At 46.5% G+C, this 17,012-nt stretch carries 17 protein-coding genes and 1 pseudogene; 15 read left to right on the top strand and 3 right to left on the bottom strand.

The genetic code is table 11. The annotated features are described in order from the left end of the window. The first annotated feature begins 180 nt into the window (after positions 1 to 180). The 6 genes and pseudogenes from CVD19_RS06020 to rarD all read left to right on the top strand — a co-directional run bounded on the left by CVD19_RS06020 (position 181) and on the right by rarD (position 7,254). Positions 181 to 1,326, top strand: coding sequence for a cysteine desulfurase family protein (locus CVD19_RS06020; RefSeq protein WP_101580957.1), 1,146 nt, complete (start codon positions 181 to 183; stop codon positions 1,324 to 1,326). Beyond that, positions 1,323 to 2,531, top strand: coding sequence for a tRNA uracil 4-sulfurtransferase ThiI (thiI, locus tag CVD19_RS06015; RefSeq protein WP_101580956.1), 1,209 nt, complete (start codon positions 1,323 to 1,325; stop codon positions 2,529 to 2,531). The genes CVD19_RS06020 and thiI overlap by 4 nt, the downstream gene beginning before the upstream one ends. A 60-nt stretch (positions 2,532 to 2,591) precedes the next feature. After that, positions 2,592 to 2,812 (top strand): annotated as a pseudogene (locus CVD19_RS06010) (small, acid-soluble spore protein, alpha/beta type). 133 nt (positions 2,813 to 2,945) lie between these two features. After that, entirely contained in the window at positions 2,946 to 4,532 is a 1,587-nt protein-coding gene (gene mbcS / locus CVD19_RS06005; RefSeq protein WP_101580955.1) for an acyl-CoA synthetase MbcS, read from the top strand. Between the two features lie 114 nt (positions 4,533 to 4,646). Then, entirely contained in the window at positions 4,647 to 6,248 is a 1,602-nt protein-coding gene (locus CVD19_RS06000; RefSeq protein WP_101580954.1) for an amidohydrolase, read from the top strand. Between the two features lie 94 nt (positions 6,249 to 6,342). After that, positions 6,343 to 7,254 carry an EamA family transporter RarD gene (gene rarD / locus CVD19_RS05995; protein ID WP_101581077.1) on the top strand — a complete coding sequence of 304 codons (912 nt, stop codon included), beginning with the start codon at positions 6,343 to 6,345 and terminating at the stop codon, positions 7,252 to 7,254. A gap of 47 nt (positions 7,255 to 7,301) precedes the next feature. Here rarD and CVD19_RS05990 read toward each other — a convergent pair whose 3' ends face one another. Further along, positions 7,302 to 8,102, bottom strand: a complete 801-nt coding sequence (locus CVD19_RS05990) for an NAD kinase (protein WP_101580953.1) — start codon at positions 8,100 to 8,102, stop codon at positions 7,302 to 7,304. A gap of 145 nt (positions 8,103 to 8,247) precedes the next feature. On the opposite strand from CVD19_RS05990, the gene sppA reads away from it, so the two are divergent. From sppA to CVD19_RS05945, 9 genes are all read left to right on the top strand, one after another. Then, positions 8,248 to 9,258, top strand: coding sequence for a signal peptide peptidase SppA (gene sppA / locus CVD19_RS05985; protein ID WP_101580952.1), 1,011 nt, complete (start codon positions 8,248 to 8,250; stop codon positions 9,256 to 9,258). A 15-nt stretch (positions 9,259 to 9,273) separates the two neighbouring features. Then, a complete protein-coding gene (locus tag CVD19_RS05980; protein ID WP_308314857.1) occupies positions 9,274 to 9,882 on the top strand; it encodes an RDD family protein in 609 nt (202 codons plus the stop codon). Positions 9,883 to 9,950: 68 nt separating this feature from the next. Continuing rightward, complete coding sequence (locus tag CVD19_RS05975; RefSeq protein WP_142383508.1) at positions 9,951 to 10,655, top strand: DUF2953 domain-containing protein; 705 nt, start codon at positions 9,951 to 9,953, stop codon at positions 10,653 to 10,655. Between the two features lie 17 nt (positions 10,656 to 10,672). Then, positions 10,673 to 11,206: a GerW family sporulation protein gene (ytfJ, locus tag CVD19_RS05970; protein WP_101580950.1), complete on the top strand. Its 534-nt coding sequence runs from the start codon at positions 10,673 to 10,675 to the stop codon at positions 11,204 to 11,206. Positions 11,207 to 11,369: 163 nt separating this feature from the next. After that, on the top strand, positions 11,370 to 11,870 hold the full coding sequence (tpx, locus tag CVD19_RS05965; protein WP_101580949.1) for a thiol peroxidase: 501 nt from the start codon (positions 11,370 to 11,372) through the stop codon (positions 11,868 to 11,870). Positions 11,871 to 12,110: 240 nt separating this feature from the next. Then, positions 12,111 to 13,097: a class I SAM-dependent methyltransferase gene (locus CVD19_RS05960; protein ID WP_101581075.1), complete on the top strand. Its 987-nt coding sequence runs from the start codon at positions 12,111 to 12,113 to the stop codon at positions 13,095 to 13,097. A 246-nt stretch (positions 13,098 to 13,343) separates the two neighbouring features. Then, positions 13,344 to 14,531 carry an acetate kinase gene (locus CVD19_RS05955; RefSeq protein ID WP_101580948.1) on the top strand — a complete coding sequence of 396 codons (1,188 nt, stop codon included), beginning with the start codon at positions 13,344 to 13,346 and terminating at the stop codon, positions 14,529 to 14,531. A gap of 85 nt (positions 14,532 to 14,616) precedes the next feature. Continuing rightward, positions 14,617 to 15,459 (top strand): EcsC family protein, encoded by an 843-nt coding sequence (locus CVD19_RS05950; RefSeq protein WP_101580947.1) that lies wholly within the window; start codon positions 14,617 to 14,619, stop codon positions 15,457 to 15,459. After that, positions 15,456 to 15,968, top strand: a complete 513-nt coding sequence (locus CVD19_RS05945) for a MogA/MoaB family molybdenum cofactor biosynthesis protein (RefSeq protein ID WP_101580946.1) — start codon at positions 15,456 to 15,458, stop codon at positions 15,966 to 15,968. Before CVD19_RS05950 ends, CVD19_RS05945 begins: the two co-directional genes overlap by 4 nt. 69 nt (positions 15,969 to 16,037) lie before the next feature. Here the strand turns inward: CVD19_RS05945 and CVD19_RS05940 are convergent, their stop codons facing one another. Both CVD19_RS05940 and CVD19_RS05935 read right to left on the bottom strand, forming a co-directional pair. Then, complete coding sequence (locus CVD19_RS05940) at positions 16,038 to 16,352, bottom strand: ABC transporter C-terminal domain-containing protein (protein WP_101580945.1); 315 nt, start codon at positions 16,350 to 16,352, stop codon at positions 16,038 to 16,040. Positions 16,353 to 16,433: 81 nt separating this feature from the next. Further along, positions 16,434 to 16,967 carry a DUF1572 family protein gene (locus CVD19_RS05935; protein ID WP_101580944.1) on the bottom strand — a complete coding sequence of 178 codons (534 nt, stop codon included), beginning with the start codon at positions 16,965 to 16,967 and terminating at the stop codon, positions 16,434 to 16,436. Positions 16,968 to 17,012: the final 45 nt, after the last annotated feature.

The following is a 17,012-nucleotide window of genomic DNA, read 5'->3' as shown; positions in this document are numbered from 1 at the left end:
GTTCAACAAACGGACTGCAACATTCTGTATAACTTGGTTAGCCAAAAACCGATTAATATATTTTTCGCAATGTCACCAGTATTTCCAGCCACAAAAATGGTTTTCAGCACAAAAATCGAAAAACAGGTTTCCGGCACAAAAGCGAGGACATCAAGATTTACTGCACAAAGGGGGAAGACCATGATTTATTTTGACAATAGTGCAACAACAAAGCCATACCAAGAGGTCATCGACTCTTATGTAAAAGTGTCTTCGGAGTATTTCGGGAATCCGTCCTCCCTCCACGGCATTGGCGGCCAGGCAGAAAAGCTGCTTACCCAGGCCAGGGCACAGCTCGCAAGCCTTTTGAACGTCAAGCCAAGTGAGATATTATTTACATCAGGCGGAACAGAAAGCAACAATCTGGCCGTAAAAGGTGCGGCGCTGGCATATAAAGGGAGGGGACGGCACATCATCACGACCGAGATAGAACATGCATCAGTCAGGGAGTCCGTCCAACAATTAGAAGAAGCGGGCTTCCGGATATCATACATTCCGGTAAATTCAGACGGCCATATAGATGTCCGTGCTATTGAACAAGAAATTTGTGATGATACTATCATTGTTTCCGTAATCCATGTGAACAATGAAGTGGGTTCCATCCAGCCTGTAAAGGAAATCGGAGAACTGCTAAAAGCCTTTCCAAAGGTTTTGTTCCATGTTGACTATGTACAGGGGGCCGGTAAAGTTCCGATAAACTTGTATGAGAGCGGGATCGACCTTTGCTCCATTTCAGGGCACAAATTCCATGGGTTGAAGGGCACCGGCGCATTATTCATCCGAGAGGGTGTCCGTTTGTCCCCCCTCCTGACCGGCGGGAGCCAGGAGGGTAAGCGAAGAAGCGGCACCGAAAATGTTGCCGGGTTTGTCGCTATGGCAAAAGCGCTTAGAATGACGCTTGAGCGCCGTGATACAAAAATGCCTGAAATGAACCAAATCATGACGACCTTGAGAACGGAACTAGCTAAAATAAAGCAGATTGTCATTCATACTCCTGAAGAAAATGCTGCTCCCCATATCCTGAATTTTTCAGTCGAAGGATTTAAGGCTGAGGTATTCGTGCACGCGCTGGAGGAAATGGACATATTTGTTTCAACGACCAGTGCGTGTTCGTCGAAACGTAAGTCTGCAGGCAAAACATTGCTGGCAATGGGCGTACCGGCGGCACAGGCGGAAAGTGCGATCCGCATCAGCCTGTCGTTCGATAACACGATGGATGAAGCCCGGCGGACAATACAGGCAATTGAAGCTACATTAAAAAGATTAGGCGAGGTAATGCGCAAATGATTTACGACAGGATTCTGATCCGTTATGGCGAAATCTCTACAAAAGGAAAAAACCGCAGCAAATTCGTTGAAAAACTAAGAAGGAACATCAAGCACATGCTGGCTGACTTTCCTGCTGCACGTATTGAATCTGACCGTGACCGGATGTTTATTTTATTGAACGGGGAAAATTCAGATGAGATCGGTGAAAGGTTAAAAAAAATATTTGGCATCCAATCTTTCAGCCCGGCAATCAAAAGTGAAAAAGACATTGAGGCCATGAAGGCTGCAGCAATTGGGTTGTTTAAACGCCTTTATTCAGAGGGCCAAACCTTTAAGATCACTACAAAACGGGCAGATAAAATGTTCGAGCTTGACACAAATGAGATCAATCATTTATTCGGCGGCCATTTATTAAAAAATATTCCGGGTCTGACAGTGGATGTAAGGAATCCGGACATCAACCTCCAAATCGAAATCAGGACTGAGGCAGCATACATTTCGGCGGAAACGATACATGGGGCCGGAGGGCTTCCGGCAGGATCAAGCGGTAAAGCGATGCTGATGCTGTCCGGCGGCATTGACAGCCCTGTTGCTGGTTACTTTTCGATGAAGCGGGGGCTTGAGCTCGAAGCCGTGCATTTTCACAGCCCTCCATTTACAAGTGAACGGGCCCGGCAGAAAGTGGTTGACCTGGCCAAGAAGCTGGCAGAAACACATGGACAGATCGTCCTGCATATTGTCCCATTTACTGAGATACAGCAGCTGATCCATAAGCAGGTTCCGGAAAACTACACTATGACATCAACAAGGCGATTAATGTTAAAAATTACAGATGAACTTAGAAAGCAGCGGGAAGGACTTGCAATTGTCACCGGTGAAAGCCTCGGCCAGGTAGCGAGCCAGACACTTGAGAGCATGTATGCCATCAACGAGGTGACCAATACACCCGTCTTGAGGCCGCTGATCACAATGGACAAAACAGAAATCATCGAGATGTCGCGCCAGATCGGAACACATGATATTTCGATCCTTCCATACGAGGATTGCTGCACTGTATTTGTCCCATCGGCACCCAAAACAAAGCCGCGGCGGGAAAAACTGCAGCATTATGAGAGCTTCATCGATTTCGATCCGCTTATTGCCAAGGCCATAAGTGAAACGGAAACGATAACGGTTAAACCTGGCTATGATCGGGACGTTCAACCAGAGCATGATTTATTCTGAATACATCATGCAAACTGCCAATATGTTTCAAGTATCAGGCCATGTGATATTTCACATCCTATAGGAACAAGGAGGTTATATCACAAGGCAAGCCGTGGTAACAGAAACCAACTTCTTGTACAAGGCGTCCAAGCCGCCATCGACCAATTAAAATATGAAATCGCTCAGGGTTCGGAGTTAGCCGTGGCGCCCCGCGAATCACGGCTTCATCCGGTGTTGAGATCACTGAGCATTTAGTAGTGAGGGTGCAAATGCATCCGAGCAGATTATCAAGACAATAAATAAACATTATGGCTACAAGGAGCGGGAAGACATCCCCGTTCCTTCTTTTTGCGTGTTTGTTTAAAAAATTCTAATAATTTTGTATAATGAATTCCTGAAGGTTGTTCTATTATTGTGCGGAGGGGGAGACACATGGACCGGGAGCAATTTATTGCACCAGACAGGTATAATCTAATTACTGAAATTGAGCGTTATGCAAATGTACCAGGAAGAAAAGCAATAGTTTGGGAAGATGAAAATGGAAATACCAAATCTGTTACATATGGGCAATTGCTGAGAAACTCAAACCAAATTGGGAATGTTTTTTTTAAAAGCGGACTTCAAAAGGGTGATATCATACTCGTTGTCATGCCGCGGCTCATTGAATCCTACCAGGTATATGTGGCAGCGCTCAAACTTGGCCTCGTTGTCATTCCAAGTTCAGAAATGCTGCGCCCAAAAGATCTGCAATACAGGATCAGCCATGGCGACGTAAAAGCGGTGGTAAGCTACTATCCGTTTGCCGGACAGTTTGATGAAATCGAAGAAGCGGTTCCGCTTCCGAAATTCTCTGTCGGCCGGGATGTTGAAAACTGGATCCATTTGGATCGTGAAATGGAAAACGCATCTGACCAGCTTGAAGTGGCTGATACACTAAGGGATGACATGGCGTTTTTATCCTATACCTCAGGCACGACTGGCAATCCGAAAGGCGTTGTCCACAGCCATGGCTGGGCATTTGCCCATTTACGGACAGCTTCCAAAAACTGGCTCAGCATTGAAGAAGGAGATATGGTTTGGGCATCAGCCGGCCCCGGCTGGCAAAAGTGGATTTGGAGCCCATTTTTGTCTGTGCTGGGGACAGGCGCAACCGGATTTGTCTACCATGGACGGTTTGAGCCGGACAAGTATTTGTCCCTTATGGAAAAATATCAGGTAAATGTCCTATGTTGTACGCCAACCGAATACCGGTTGATGGCCAAAGTCGAAAACCTTTCGAAATATCAATTGCCACAGCTGCACAGTGCGGTTTCTGCGGGCGAACCACTGAACAGGGAAGTAATCGATACTTTTAAGAAGTACTTTCATGTTGATGTCCGCGACGGATACGGGCAAACAGAAAATACGCTGCTTGTCGGAGTCACGAAGGGAATGGAACTGAGGCCTGGATCAATGGGCAAGCCAACCCCGGGCAACAGGGTGGACATTATTGACGAAAACGGCAATCCGTGCGCACCCGGTGAGGCAGGAGATATCGCAGTTCATGTTGAAACTCCAGCCTTGTTTAAAAATTACTACAAGGATCCTGAGAGGACCGCAATGCAGTATCGTGGAGATTATTATGTAACCGGGGACAAAGCTTCAAAAGATGAGGACGGTTATTTCTGGTTCGAAGGGCGTGGTGATGACATTATCATCAGCTCTGGCTATACGATTGGGCCATTTGAAGTGGAAGATGCGCTCGTTAAACATCCCGATGTAAAAGAATGCGCTGTTGTGGCAAGTCCCGATGCGGTCCGGGGCCATATTGTCAAAGCGTTTGTCGTCTTACGGGAAGGTGTCGACCGGAATGATCCGGAATTGGCGGCAAGGCTGCAGCAGCATGTGAAAGAGATCACGGCACCTTATAAATACCCTCGCCAAATTGAATTTTTGGAAGAGCTGCCAAAGACTACATCTGGAAAGATTCGCCGGGTGGAGCTTCGCCAGCAGGAGCTTTTCAAAGCACAGAGACAATAATGGGTGAGGCGTCAAGCTGGCTATAATAATTGATAATTGATAATGAGAGGAACTGCAGGCGCTTCCGTCTGCAGTTTTTGTTACATCAAAAATAAAAATTCAGGGAGTACAGCAATGGGAACACTCTGGTACGGCGGTAATATTTATACGATGCAAAATGAAGGCCATCAGACAGAGGCGGTCTTCACAAAAGGAAGCAGGATTGTCGGCGTAGGAGCTAAAAATCAATTGGAAACTCAATACGACGGCCAAATCCATAAGAGGGTTGACCTGATGGGATGTACGATGATCCCAGGATTGGTGGACAGCCACATACATTTGATCGGGCACGGGGAATCGCTGATTCGTCTGGACCTGTCCCGGTGTACATCTAAGCAGGAAGTCCTTGACGCTGTTCATAAGTACGCACTATCTCTGGAGGATGGAGAATGGGTCATCGGTGAGGGGTGGAATGAAAATTTGTGGGAAACTCCGGCACCTCTCCACCGCTCTGAATTGGACAGCCTGATCCCGGATAGGCCTGTCATCTTGAAACGCGTCTGCCGCCATGCTCTTGTGGCGAATTCGATGGCGCTTGAAAAGGCTGCAGTAACAGCCCAAACCGAATGCCCCGCAGGTGGTGTTATTGAGAGGGATTTAACCGGTGATCTTACCGGGCTGTTAAAGGACCAGGCCCAGGATTTAGTGACAGCTGCCATTCCAAAAGTGAGTTTGTCATACGTCAAAACCGCATTAAGGGCGGCCATTAAAGATGCTTACCGGCTCGGTCTTACGGGGGTCCATACCGAGGATTTGAATTATTACGGGAGCGCCTCGATGACGTATGATGCTTTCCGGCAGGTGATTATCGGGGAAGGTCTTCCTTTCAAGGCACATCTGCTTGTACACCATGAAGTGGCAGATGAGGCAGCAAATTTCACCGTTCCTGATTCCGGTCTGCTTGAATTGGGAGCGGTCAAGATTTTTGCCGATGGCGCCCTTGGAGGAAGGACAGCCCTGCTCAGCCATCCTTATGCCGATGATCCTTCCACTTCGGGCGTTGCCATTCATACTCACGAAGGATTAAAAAAGCTGGTGGAAAACGCTCGGAAACTGAACAAACCGGTCGCAATCCATACGATCGGGGATTTGGCGTTTGAATACGCTCTTGATGCGATCGAGGCTTTTCCACACACCGGTACTGGAAGAGACAGGCTGATTCACGCCCAAATATTGAACAAAGAGCTTGTAGATAGGGTGAAAAACCTGCCTGTCATCCTCGATATCCAGCCACGCTTCGTATCTTCCGATTTTCCGTGGGTCATTGAAAGAATAGGGGCAGAAAATATGGAATACTGCTATGCCTGGAAAACACTGATCGATGAAGGAATACATTGCGCCGGGGGCTCCGATGCCCCGATTGAACCGGCCGATCCATTGCTGGGAATACATGCAGCTGTCACAAGGACAAGGCACGGGGACAGCGAAAAAACAGCCTATATGCCAGAACAGGCTCTGTCTGCTTATGAAGCAGTGTCCCTGTTCACAAAGGGAAGTGCTTATGCCGCAGGCCATGAAAAAGACCGGGGCATCATCACCATCGGCTATACCGCAGATTTTACGGTCTTTAAGGAGGACATTTTCAACACAGACCCTCATCTCATCCCGGAAATAAACATTGAAATGACTGTAGTTAATGGCAATATTGTTTTTGAAAGAATACCAGATTTAAAATAAATAGATTGCCAGCCTTTTTTCATTCGTTTTATAATAGACATATTTCGAGTCTAGAAAGAAATGGGGTGTGCGGCTTTTGAACAACCAGAATGAAATGAAAACAGGAATTTTCTATGCCGCTTTTTCTTATATTTTATGGGGCGTGCTTCCTATTTACTGGAAGCTTCTTGGTGGCGTCGGTTCTGATGAAATCCTGGCCAACAGGGTGTTTTGGTCGTTTTTCTTTATGGTCGCCTTGCTTCTGGTAACAAAAAAAAGGCCGCTGTTTATCGAGACATTCCGCGGCCTGGCGGCCAACAGGAGACAAATGCTTGCCCTTATCACCGCGTCAATCCTGATCAGCATAAATTGGTTTATTTATATTTACGCTGTCAACACCGGCCAGATGATCCAGGCGAGCCTCGGTTATTATATTAATCCGCTCGTGAGTGTCCTGCTTGGAATGATATTTTTGAAAGAAAAGCTTTCCGTGTGGCAGTACTTGTCTTTTGGCATGGCTGCAATCGGGGTACTGATTTTGACGTTTTCCTATGGGCAGTTCCCGTGGATTGCCCTGACACTGGCAATCTCGTTTGGATTGTACGGCCTGGCGAAAAAATTGATTAAGGTCGAGGCTGCAGTGGGTTTGACACTGGAAACATTGGTAGTCATGCCTGTAGCGGCAGTGTATATGGCTGTGTTGTTCCTCAATGGAACAAGCACGCTTTTCAACTCCGCGGTGGTGGTTGACATCCTGCTTATAGGTGCAGGAGCAGCGACTGCGGTCCCACTTCTGTACTTTGCCCGCGGAGCACAGAGCATTCCGTTGTCGATGCTGGGATTTCTTCAGTATATCGCACCGACTATCACTCTGCTGCTTGGCGTGTTTATGTACGACGAAACTTTTTCTAAAGTGCATTTATTATCATTCACATTCATATGGGCGGCAGTAACCATATATTCTGTATCCCGCACGAAGCTGGCGCTTAATTTTAAGACCAGAAAAGGCAAAGGGATTGAGCTTTAAGAACTTAAATGTGCAAAGTAAAAAGCGGCCATAGCGGCCGCTTTTCCTTATAAAAAGGTCCTTTTCACTTTTTCCCAGAACGAATTGTCCTTCAGCTTGACCGTCTTTATCACCCTGCCGCTTAATTCGACATCAATTTTTTCAACGTGCTGAATGCTCAGGGCTTCATTGTCCATCCCCATGATTGGATAGTCATTCCCGTCCTGAACGACTCTTAGCGTAAGCTTCCTGCTGCCGCCCAGTATGAATGATGACCCGAGAGTCCGGAAGCGGTTGTTGTTCATTGACGCAAGTTCACTAACCTGGATGCAAGGCAGCAATGGATCGACGACAGCTCCTTTGACGGATTTGTTAAGGGCCGTGCTTCCTGTAGGAGTGGCAACAATCAGTCCGTCCCCGCGGAAGGTTTCAAAGTGGATCTGATCAATAAAAACATCCATTGCAATCGGTTTGATGATGGCTGAGCGGATGCTTAGTTCATTTAAACACTCAAAAGAGGTTTGGCCGTCAACGGTGACAGCGATTGTCGGATACTTTCTCACCTCAATCTCTACGTTTGTGATTGCCTCGATCATCCGGGACTGGTCATCTATATTGAAATCGCAGTACATGCTGAGTCTTCCGGTCGTTGAAATTCCTGCGTACAGGCAGTCGTCCCTGAAGCCGGTTTTCCGGACCGCCTGGAGAAACGCGCCATCCCCGCCTATGCTGACAATTATGTTCGCGTCCCGGTAATGTTTTACAACGGTAAAGTCATATCTTTTAGCAAGGTCATAAAGTGGCTGGACTTTCTCCAACATGGTTGAATCAGGTGAATGGTAAAAATAGAGGTTGCGGCGGCCAGGCATTTGTATTCCTCCAGACATAATGTATTCTTTTTCATATTTTGACCCAATGATTAAATATTTTGCTAAAATAGAGGTTGCTGGCATAAGTGTATCATATTGTTTGAACATTTTGATAGTCAGAGTGAATACGAGGAGGAACATCACGATGAATGGGAAAAGGTGGGCGGCACTGGCAATAGCTGCTGGTTTGTTTTTAGTTTCGGTACTGGTCAATTTTCTGTCTGCTTTTGCTTTTGAGGAAGTCGAAAGCTCTTTTACAGATTTATTTGCCGTAAGCGACGAAATGTTTGTGGAGGACATTATCGAAAACGGGAGTGAATTTGATAAAATCGCCGTTTTGTCTGTTGACGGAGTGATCCAGGATACAGGGGCACCGACAGGATTTCTTGAAACTGCCGGATACAACCATAAACTGTTCATGGACCAGCTTGACCATGTAAAAGAAGATGATGCAGTCAAGGCAATCATCCTCCGGATTAACTCGCCTGGTGGAGGAGTCGTTGAAAGCGCCGAGATCCATGACAAGATCAAGGAAATCCAAAAGGAAACTAAGAAGCCGGTCTACGTGTCGATGGGCGCAATTGCCGCTTCGGGAGGATACTATATTTCAGCACCGGCTGACAAGATCTATGCTAGCCCGGAAACAATGACCGGATCTCTCGGGGTCATCATGCAGGGGATCAATTATGAGGGGCTAGCCGAAAAGTATGGGGTAGATTTCGTGACAATCAAAAGCGGGCCATACAAAGACATCATGAGCCCGACAAGGGAAATGACAGAAGAAGAACGGAGCATCATGCAGTCGATGATCAATAATTCATATGAAGGCTTTGTGAAAGTAATTTCCGAAGGCCGGGGGATGTCGCCTGAACAGGTAAAATCAATTGCCGATGGCAGAATTTATGACGGCCGGCAGGCCAAGGATCTGAAGCTAATCGATGGCTTTGGCTATTTCGATGATGTTGTCGAGATTGTAAAAAAGGATAAAAAGCTGGGTGATGCCCAGGTGGTAAGCTATTCAGAGAACATTGGCTTTGGTTCCCTGTTTTCGATGGGAGCTCATAAGCTGATGGGCAAAGACCTGGAAATGGCCGGATTGATGAAGATTCTTTCCCAGCCTAACTCTCCACGGCTGATGTATTTGTATGCGGAGTAAGGGGGAACTTCTGCGATGAGCTCAAACGACTATAAAAATGATTTGTACCAGGATGGCGATCATGCACATAAGCTGGAACAAATGGCAGGCACTGAGAGCGGACCGCCTGCAGAAACGGCAGATACTAGCAGTGTCCGCGGGCAGTTTGCAGACGAGCCGGGTCCACAGCATCAGTCCGTTGATAGATATCATACGCAATCAATTCATACTGCAGTTCGATATGCCGGTTTTTGGATGAGATTTTGGGCCTATTTGCTCGACTTGATCGTCATTGGCAGCCTCAACCGTCTAGTGGTATATCCGCTGTTCAGGGCGTTTGATATACCGGTTGGCGTTACAGGTATATTCGAGCCTGTGTCAATCGCAACAGCTGTGATTTTTTACTTGTATTTTGTCCTAATGACGAAATTTTTTGGCCAGACGCTCGGTAAAATGGTATTTGGCCTTAAAGTCATTGACCTTGATGGAAGCAGCCTTACATGGGGAACCGTCCTGTTCAGGGAATGGATTGGCCGCTTCATTTCGGCGACTGTATATATCGGATATTTAATCGTTGCATTTTTACCGAAAAAACAGGGGCTCCATGACCTGTTCACAGACACTACAGTGATTCACAAAGGATGATGGATAAACCTGCCCGCCGGCAGGTTTATTTTTTTGTGGTTCAGCCTATAATAAAAGGCTGAAAGGTTGTGACGACGGTGACCTGGCTGATCATCATCATGCTTTTTATTGTCATGCTGGCTGTGATTCTCGTCCTGGCCAGGATAAAAATTCATTTGGATTATTACCATGGGCAGGGCAACGACCGGTTAAAGATAGTTTTCAAAGCGATGTTTGGATTAATTACATATAAGATCGATGTTCCCAAGAGCGAAAAGGCTGACGGTTCGCTGTCACTCCACGACAATGGCAGTGCGCATGCCGGGTCCAGTAGAGACACAACACAAACAGTAAGCATTGAACAAATGGAAGAGGATTTGCTGAATATATTTCATGACATTAAGGATTTCCTGGCTTGTGTGGGCGGAATGTACAAGATTGTCAGGCACTTCCTGAAAAAAGTGGAGGTTAGGAATTTGGAATGGCATACTGGGGTGGGAGCCGGGAATGCCGCACATACAGCGATACTCTGTGGTTCATTCTGGGCCGTAAAAGGGGGCATCATGGGCTTAATCAGCAACTATATGCGACTTAAAGATATGCCTGTGCTGAATGTTTGTCCAAATTTCCACCAGGCTCTGTCACAGACCCGGCTGACATGTATTTTTCATTTGAGACTCGGACATGCTATATTCGCAGGAATCAAGCTGGTTAAATACTGGAAAGGCGCTGGAATGCATTTTAAATCAAAGCCTCTGTCCCACCTTTCCGGCGATAAAATAAAATCTGTGTAGACGAGGAGGAGCTGGCAATGCCCGACCACCCACTTCAAGGACTTATGACTACGGCAATGGAAAGCTTAAAAGAAATGATCGACGTGAACACGATCATCGGTGACCCCGTGGAAACACCGGATGGAAGTGTAATTCTGACTGTATCAAAAGTAGGGTTCGGCTTTGCAGCCGGCGGCAGTGAGTTTAAATTAGACAGTTCCCAAAATTCCCAGAGTTCAAAAGGTTCGGATGGCCAACAGGGAAAGTCAAGCCACCCGTTTGGAGGGGGAAGCGGAGGCGGGGTATCGATTACACCAATTGCCTTCCTGATTGTCAAAAAGGATGAGATAAAATTGCTGCATCTCGCAGAAACCACTCATCTTTATGAGAGGATTCTCGACTTTGCACCCCAGGCTGTCGAAAAAATCCAGCAAATGCTTTCCAAGAATAATCAAGGCCCAAAAAATGATGGTGACCAGCAAAATAATAATAAAGACAAGCAGAAGAAAAAAGAAAGCGAAAGTAAAAACCAGGATGAATCTGGCGGCTCAGAAGATGAATCTGCTTCTTAAGGGATCAGAGTTGTTAACTCTTTTGAAGAGAAGGTTGACTGCTGTATGCACTAGCGCATATCCATCATATCAGCAAATGTTTTTGTCAGTTTGAAATAATTGCAAAGTGCGTGTTTAACAGATATATTTACCTTGTACATAATTTGGCAAGGAGGATGAGGAAATGGCATCAATTACATTTAAGGGGAACCCGGTTACATTGCTGGGAAGCGAAGTAAAGGTTGGGGAAAAAGCACCGGATTTTACAGTGCTTGCAAATGATCTGTCCGAAGTGACCCTCCAGGATTCAAAGGGGCAAGTAAGGCTGATCAGTGTTGTGCCTTCACTTGACACTGGGGTATGTGACGCACAGACAAGACGTTTTAACGAGGAAGCGGCAAAGCTTGATAATGTCAAGGTTCTGACTGTCAGCGTCGACCTGCCGTTTGCACAGAAGCGCTGGTGCGGGGCGAATGGCATTGAAAACGTGCAGACGCTATCAGACCATCGCGACCTTTCTTTTGGAGAGGCATACGGGACAGCAATCCAGGAATTGCGTTTATTGGCCCGTGCGGTATTTGTCGTCGATTCGAATGACCAGGTTACTTACGTTGAATACGTCAGCGAAGCGACAGATCATCCAAATTATGAAGCAGCGATTGAAGCAGCGAAACAGGCAAGATAATTCCAAAATGTTACGGAGGCCGCAGGAAAAGCTGCGGCTTTTATACTTTCGTAGCTGAAATTGAAGAAGAAAACTAGACGCCGTGGGCAATTTTAGGAATAAGTATAAGTGCAACTACGCCTCTGTCTTCGCCTTCAGGCTTGCCAATCGGCGGGATTTTCTTTATCATGCCGAATCCTTGTTCTGCGGGTTTTACCCCGTTACAATATATGAAGGTCAATTATGCAGGAGGAAAGAAAAGTGAGCGTTACTCCGGTAGAAAAGCTTTTTGCCGTTTTGAATGAGACGGCTGATATTTTAAAGGAAGAATTGTCATGTACATATTTGGATGCTCTGGCTGAGACGGGTGAGAACCTGTTTCACGGAACCATCCTCCAGGAGGAACTGAGTGAGATCACCCAGAAACGGCTTGAAAAGGTTTATAAAGATATCAATTTATCAGGATTCTCATCAGAGCAAATCCGCAAGGCTTACCAGCTGGCCATTCTAAAAGGGATGCAGGAGAACGTCCAGCCAAACCATCAGATGACCCCGGATGCAGTCGGAATGTTTATCGGCTATCTCGTGAACAGGTTTATCGGGCAGGGCTCTTATCGGCTGCTCGATCCCGCTGTGGGCACCGGGAACCTTCTTTCGGCTGTTTTAAACCAGCAGCCCGATAAAACGATAACCTCAATTGGGATCGAGATTGATGACCTGCTTATCAAACTCGCTTATACAAACGCAAACCTGCAGCAGCATGGTGTCCAGTTTTTCAATCAGGACAGCCTTGAGCCATTATTTGTGGATCCAGTCGATGCAGTCGTCTGTGATTTGCCTGTTGGCTATTATCCTAATGATGTAAGGGCGGCAGAATACGAGATCAGGGCTGAACACGGGCATACATACGCCCATCATCTGTTCATTGAGCAAGGAACGAGGCACCTGAAGCCTGGGGGCTATTTATTTTTTATCATCCCAAATGGCTTGTTTGAAAGTGAGCAGTCACCGCAGCTGCATGATTTTATAAAAAAACACCTGAATATGCAGGCAGTGCTGCAACTACCGCGGTCGCTGTTTAAGTCGGAACATGCGGCCAAGAGCATCCTGATCGCCCAAAAAAAAGGGGAAAATATCAAGGCCCCTAAACAGGCGCTTCTTGCACAATTGCCGAAGCTTTCCAACGGCCCGGCCATGGAGAACATTATCCAGAAAATAGACACATGGATAGCTGAAAATAAAGGATAAACCCAAGCCGGTGTCACAGCGCACCGGTTTTTTTGCGATTGACAGTCTGTTATTCGGGGTAAAAGAATCAGAAAATAAACTCATTTTAACTGTAAGCGATACCAATGTAAGCTTGACTTGAAAAGTGGAAAGGACAGTGTTTAAATGGGAAATTGAGAGATATAATTGCAGCCTGCTGTACAAAATAAAACTGTGCTACCCATTATTTTTAGGCCAGGCTGTTATATAAAAGGAGCGGTACATATTATGGCAAAGATTATTGCAATCAACGCCGGCAGTTCTTCTTTAAAGTTTCAATTGTTTGAAATGCCGAGCGAAGAAGTGGTCACGAAGGGAATTATTGAGAGAATCGGCATTAATGATTCCATCTTCACTATCACTGTAAACAACGAAAAAATCAAAGAAGTGTCAAATATTCCTGACCATGAAGTGGCTGTCAAAATGCTGCTGGACAAGCTTACGACACTTGGAATCATTGAATCCCTGAATGAGATAGAAGGTGTTGGCCACCGTGTTGTCCATGGTGGGGAAGAATTCGACGATTCCGCGTTAATTACGGACGAAGTCCTCAGGAAAATTGAAGAGCTGTCTGAACTGGCGCCGCTCCATAACCCGGCAAATGTAACTGGCATCAGGGCATTCCAGCGCGTGCTGCCAAATGTTCCGGCTGTTGCGGTGTTTGATACGGCTTTTCACCAAACGATGCCGGAAAACTCTTTCCTTTACAGCCTGCCATACGAGTATTATGAAAAGTATGGAATCCGCAAATACGGATTCCACGGTACTTCACATAAGTATGTTTCCCAGCGCGCAGCTGAAATGCTCGGCCGTCCGATTGAACACCTCCGCCTGATTTCATGCCATTTGGGCAATGGTGCAAGCATCGCGGCCATTGAAGGCGGCAAGTCAATCGACACATCAATGGGATTCACTCCATTGGCGGGTGTGACAATGGGTACAAGATCCGGGAATATTGACCCTGCTTTGATCCCGTACATCATGGAAAAAACCGACAAAACCGCAGAAGAAGTGCTTGAAGTCCTGAATAAGAAAAGCGGTTTGCTCGGCGTTTCTGGTTTTTCCAGCGATCTGAGGGATATTCAACAAGAAGCATCAAAAGGAAATGAACGTGCCGAACTTGCCCTACGGGTGTTTGGCGATCGAATCCATAAGTATATCGGTTCTTATGCAGCCCGCATGTGCGGTGTTGATGCCATTATCTTTACTGCAGGGATCGGGGAAAACAGTGCCTCCATCCGTGAAAGGGTATTACGGGGGCTGGAGTTCATGGGCGTTTACTGGGATCCTGCTCTGAATAAAGTACAGGGCGAAGAAGCATTCATCAGCTATCCGCACTCACCTGTAAAAGTAATGGTCATCCCGACAGATGAAGAAGTAATGATTGCAAGGGACGTTGTCCGTTTGGCGAAATAATGGTAAAAGGCAAAAGCCCCCGTGCTTTTGCCTTTTACTATTTATGCTATACTTGAATAAAATCTTTTATGTTGGAGGGTTTTGGATGCCTTTGACGGAACGGGAAAAAAAGGTGCTGAATGAAATTAAAGAGTGGGAGGAAAAGCTGTACAACTACGAGCCCAATGATTTTGAACTGGCGTACGAACGATATCTGGACCGGTCTTTTTCCTTGCTGCCGGAGGAAACCAGGTCGCAGTTTTTTTCCGTTTTTGACAGCTGGCTGTTCCATCTTCATGCACTGATACAGGGTTCCCAGCTGCAAATGGAGGCCAAGGAGAGGATTCTATCCGCAGGCCGGGTGTTCGATCCGGATCTCGAAACTGTACAGGACCTGAGAAAGCTGACGATTGAACAACTGCAATACATAGCAGACCAGCAAATATCGCGGCACCGCCTTTATTCTTTCATCCAGGGGGGATTGTCGGGCAGCGGCGGAAATCTGGTGCTTGGAACGGACCTGCCCGCCATGACGGTCATTAATCTGAGGGTGGTACAGATGATTGCCATGACGTATGGATTTGAGGTCAATACTCCATTTGAAATGATGGCCGCGCTTAAAGTTTTTCACGCAGCAACTTTGCCATCGAGGATGCAGAGCCACGGCTGGGAAGAACTGATGCGGGATTTGGAAAGTGCGGAAGACTATTATTTTTACGAAGGAAATGACCGTCTGACAGATACATCGTGGCTGGAGCAGCCGATCAAACAAATTTTTAAAGGGATCGCAATCCTGCTATTCAGGAAAAGAAAGCTTGAGGGACTTCCAGTTATCAGCATGGCAATTGGCGCGGGCACGAATTACCAGACGACAAGAAGAGTCACCGAGTTTGCGCATAGATACTACCAGATGAGATATTTTTTAGATAAAGGTGTTGTGAGACCGTGAGTAGCCAGGAGCATAAAAAGAAAGCCCCCCGACAGGTCAGGTGCAAGGTCATCACTGTCAGTGATACAAGAAATGAGGAAACCGATAAAAGCGGACGGCTTATGATGGACATGCTTGAGGAAGCCGGCCATACAATCACTGATTACATCATCGTGAAGGATGAAGCGGAGCCAATCAGGGCAGAGGTATTAAAGGGCTGCGACAATCCCGGCATAGATGCTGTGCTTACAAATGGCGGGACAGGAATTGCCCGGCGCGATGTCACGATTGAAACCGTGCAGGGATTATTTGAAAAGGAGATCCCTGGCTTCGGCGAACTTTTTCGGATGTTGAGCTACCAGGAAGATATCGGTGCTGCCGCCATTCTGTCCAGGGCTGCGGCTGGAGTCATTAAAGACCGTGCCATTTTCTCCACTCCCGGATCAACAGGGGCAGTGAGGCTTGCCATGGAACGGCTCATTCTGCCGGAAATCGGCCATGTCATAAGCGAACTCAAAAAAGATTTATAACAGAAAGTATCCCTCCGCCAGGAGGGATTTTTGTGTTATGAATCAGCTTTTTTATCAAAAGCCACTTAGTCAATGATGCACTTTTCCGGAAATATTCTGGTTCGTACGGTACCAGAGCCACAGATCGTTTATGATGGAAGCCAGTTCGGCAATCTCCGTGTTCAGGCGGCATGACCGTTTAAAGTCACTCTCGTCCGACAGCTCGGCTTGCTTTGAATTAATCTCGGCCTCAACTTCAGCAATCCTGTCCGGAATTCTCCCACGAATCTTTTCCCAATCCAAAAGAATCGACTGCCGTGTTTCATAGTTATATTGATCCCAGTCCATATTCAAAACTGGTACGGGAATTCCCAGGCGGTCATCATATTTAAAGTATTGCTCCATGTATCCGGGCCTCCAATCGTAGTATCTCTGTCTACATTCTACTACATTAAACAGGAGGCTTGTATGAATTATCTGTGTATTTCATCTTTCCGATAATTTTTGTACCAAATACTGCTGCGATTTTCCTTTAGGGATGCTTAATGACTCCCAGTCTTCCTTTAAAAGCCATTTCCCCAAATAGACGATTTGGCCGACATGATTGGAATAATGGACAATCTGCCTCTGCACCGCTTTCAGAACGCTGTGTGCCTCGCCCCTGATGAAAATCGTTTTAGAAAGGTCATCGATTGTCAGTGACCCAATCGCATTGAATACCGCTTCCCATCCTTCCTCCCATGCCGCAACTACTTCATCAGCTGACGAGTACGATTCAACAAACTCGTCGTCCCTGTTTCGGTACGGCTTTTCACCGTCTTCCGTCAAGAAATTAATCCATCTGGAAATCATGTTCCCTCTCATATGTTTGACGATAACCGCGACGCTGTTCGAGTCTGGATGGGGCGTCCAGTTTAATGCTTGGAAATCCAGCCGGGCCAGCGTCCGGTCGCCAAGTTTCTTGATAGACTCAAAATCATTTCTTACAGTTTTTAAATATTCTGTTTCGAACAAAGCCATTATATTATCCCCTTTCATCAAAAAATGTCCTGTTGAATATATTGG

Origin of the sequence: Bacillus sp. T33-2, assembly GCF_002860205.1 — a bacterium.
In the GTDB taxonomy this organism is placed as follows: domain Bacteria; phylum Bacillota; class Bacilli; order Bacillales; family Cytobacillaceae; genus T33-2.
The sequence above is the reverse complement of the archived record's forward strand: the minus strand, read 5'-3'. Positions and strand labels throughout refer to the sequence as shown.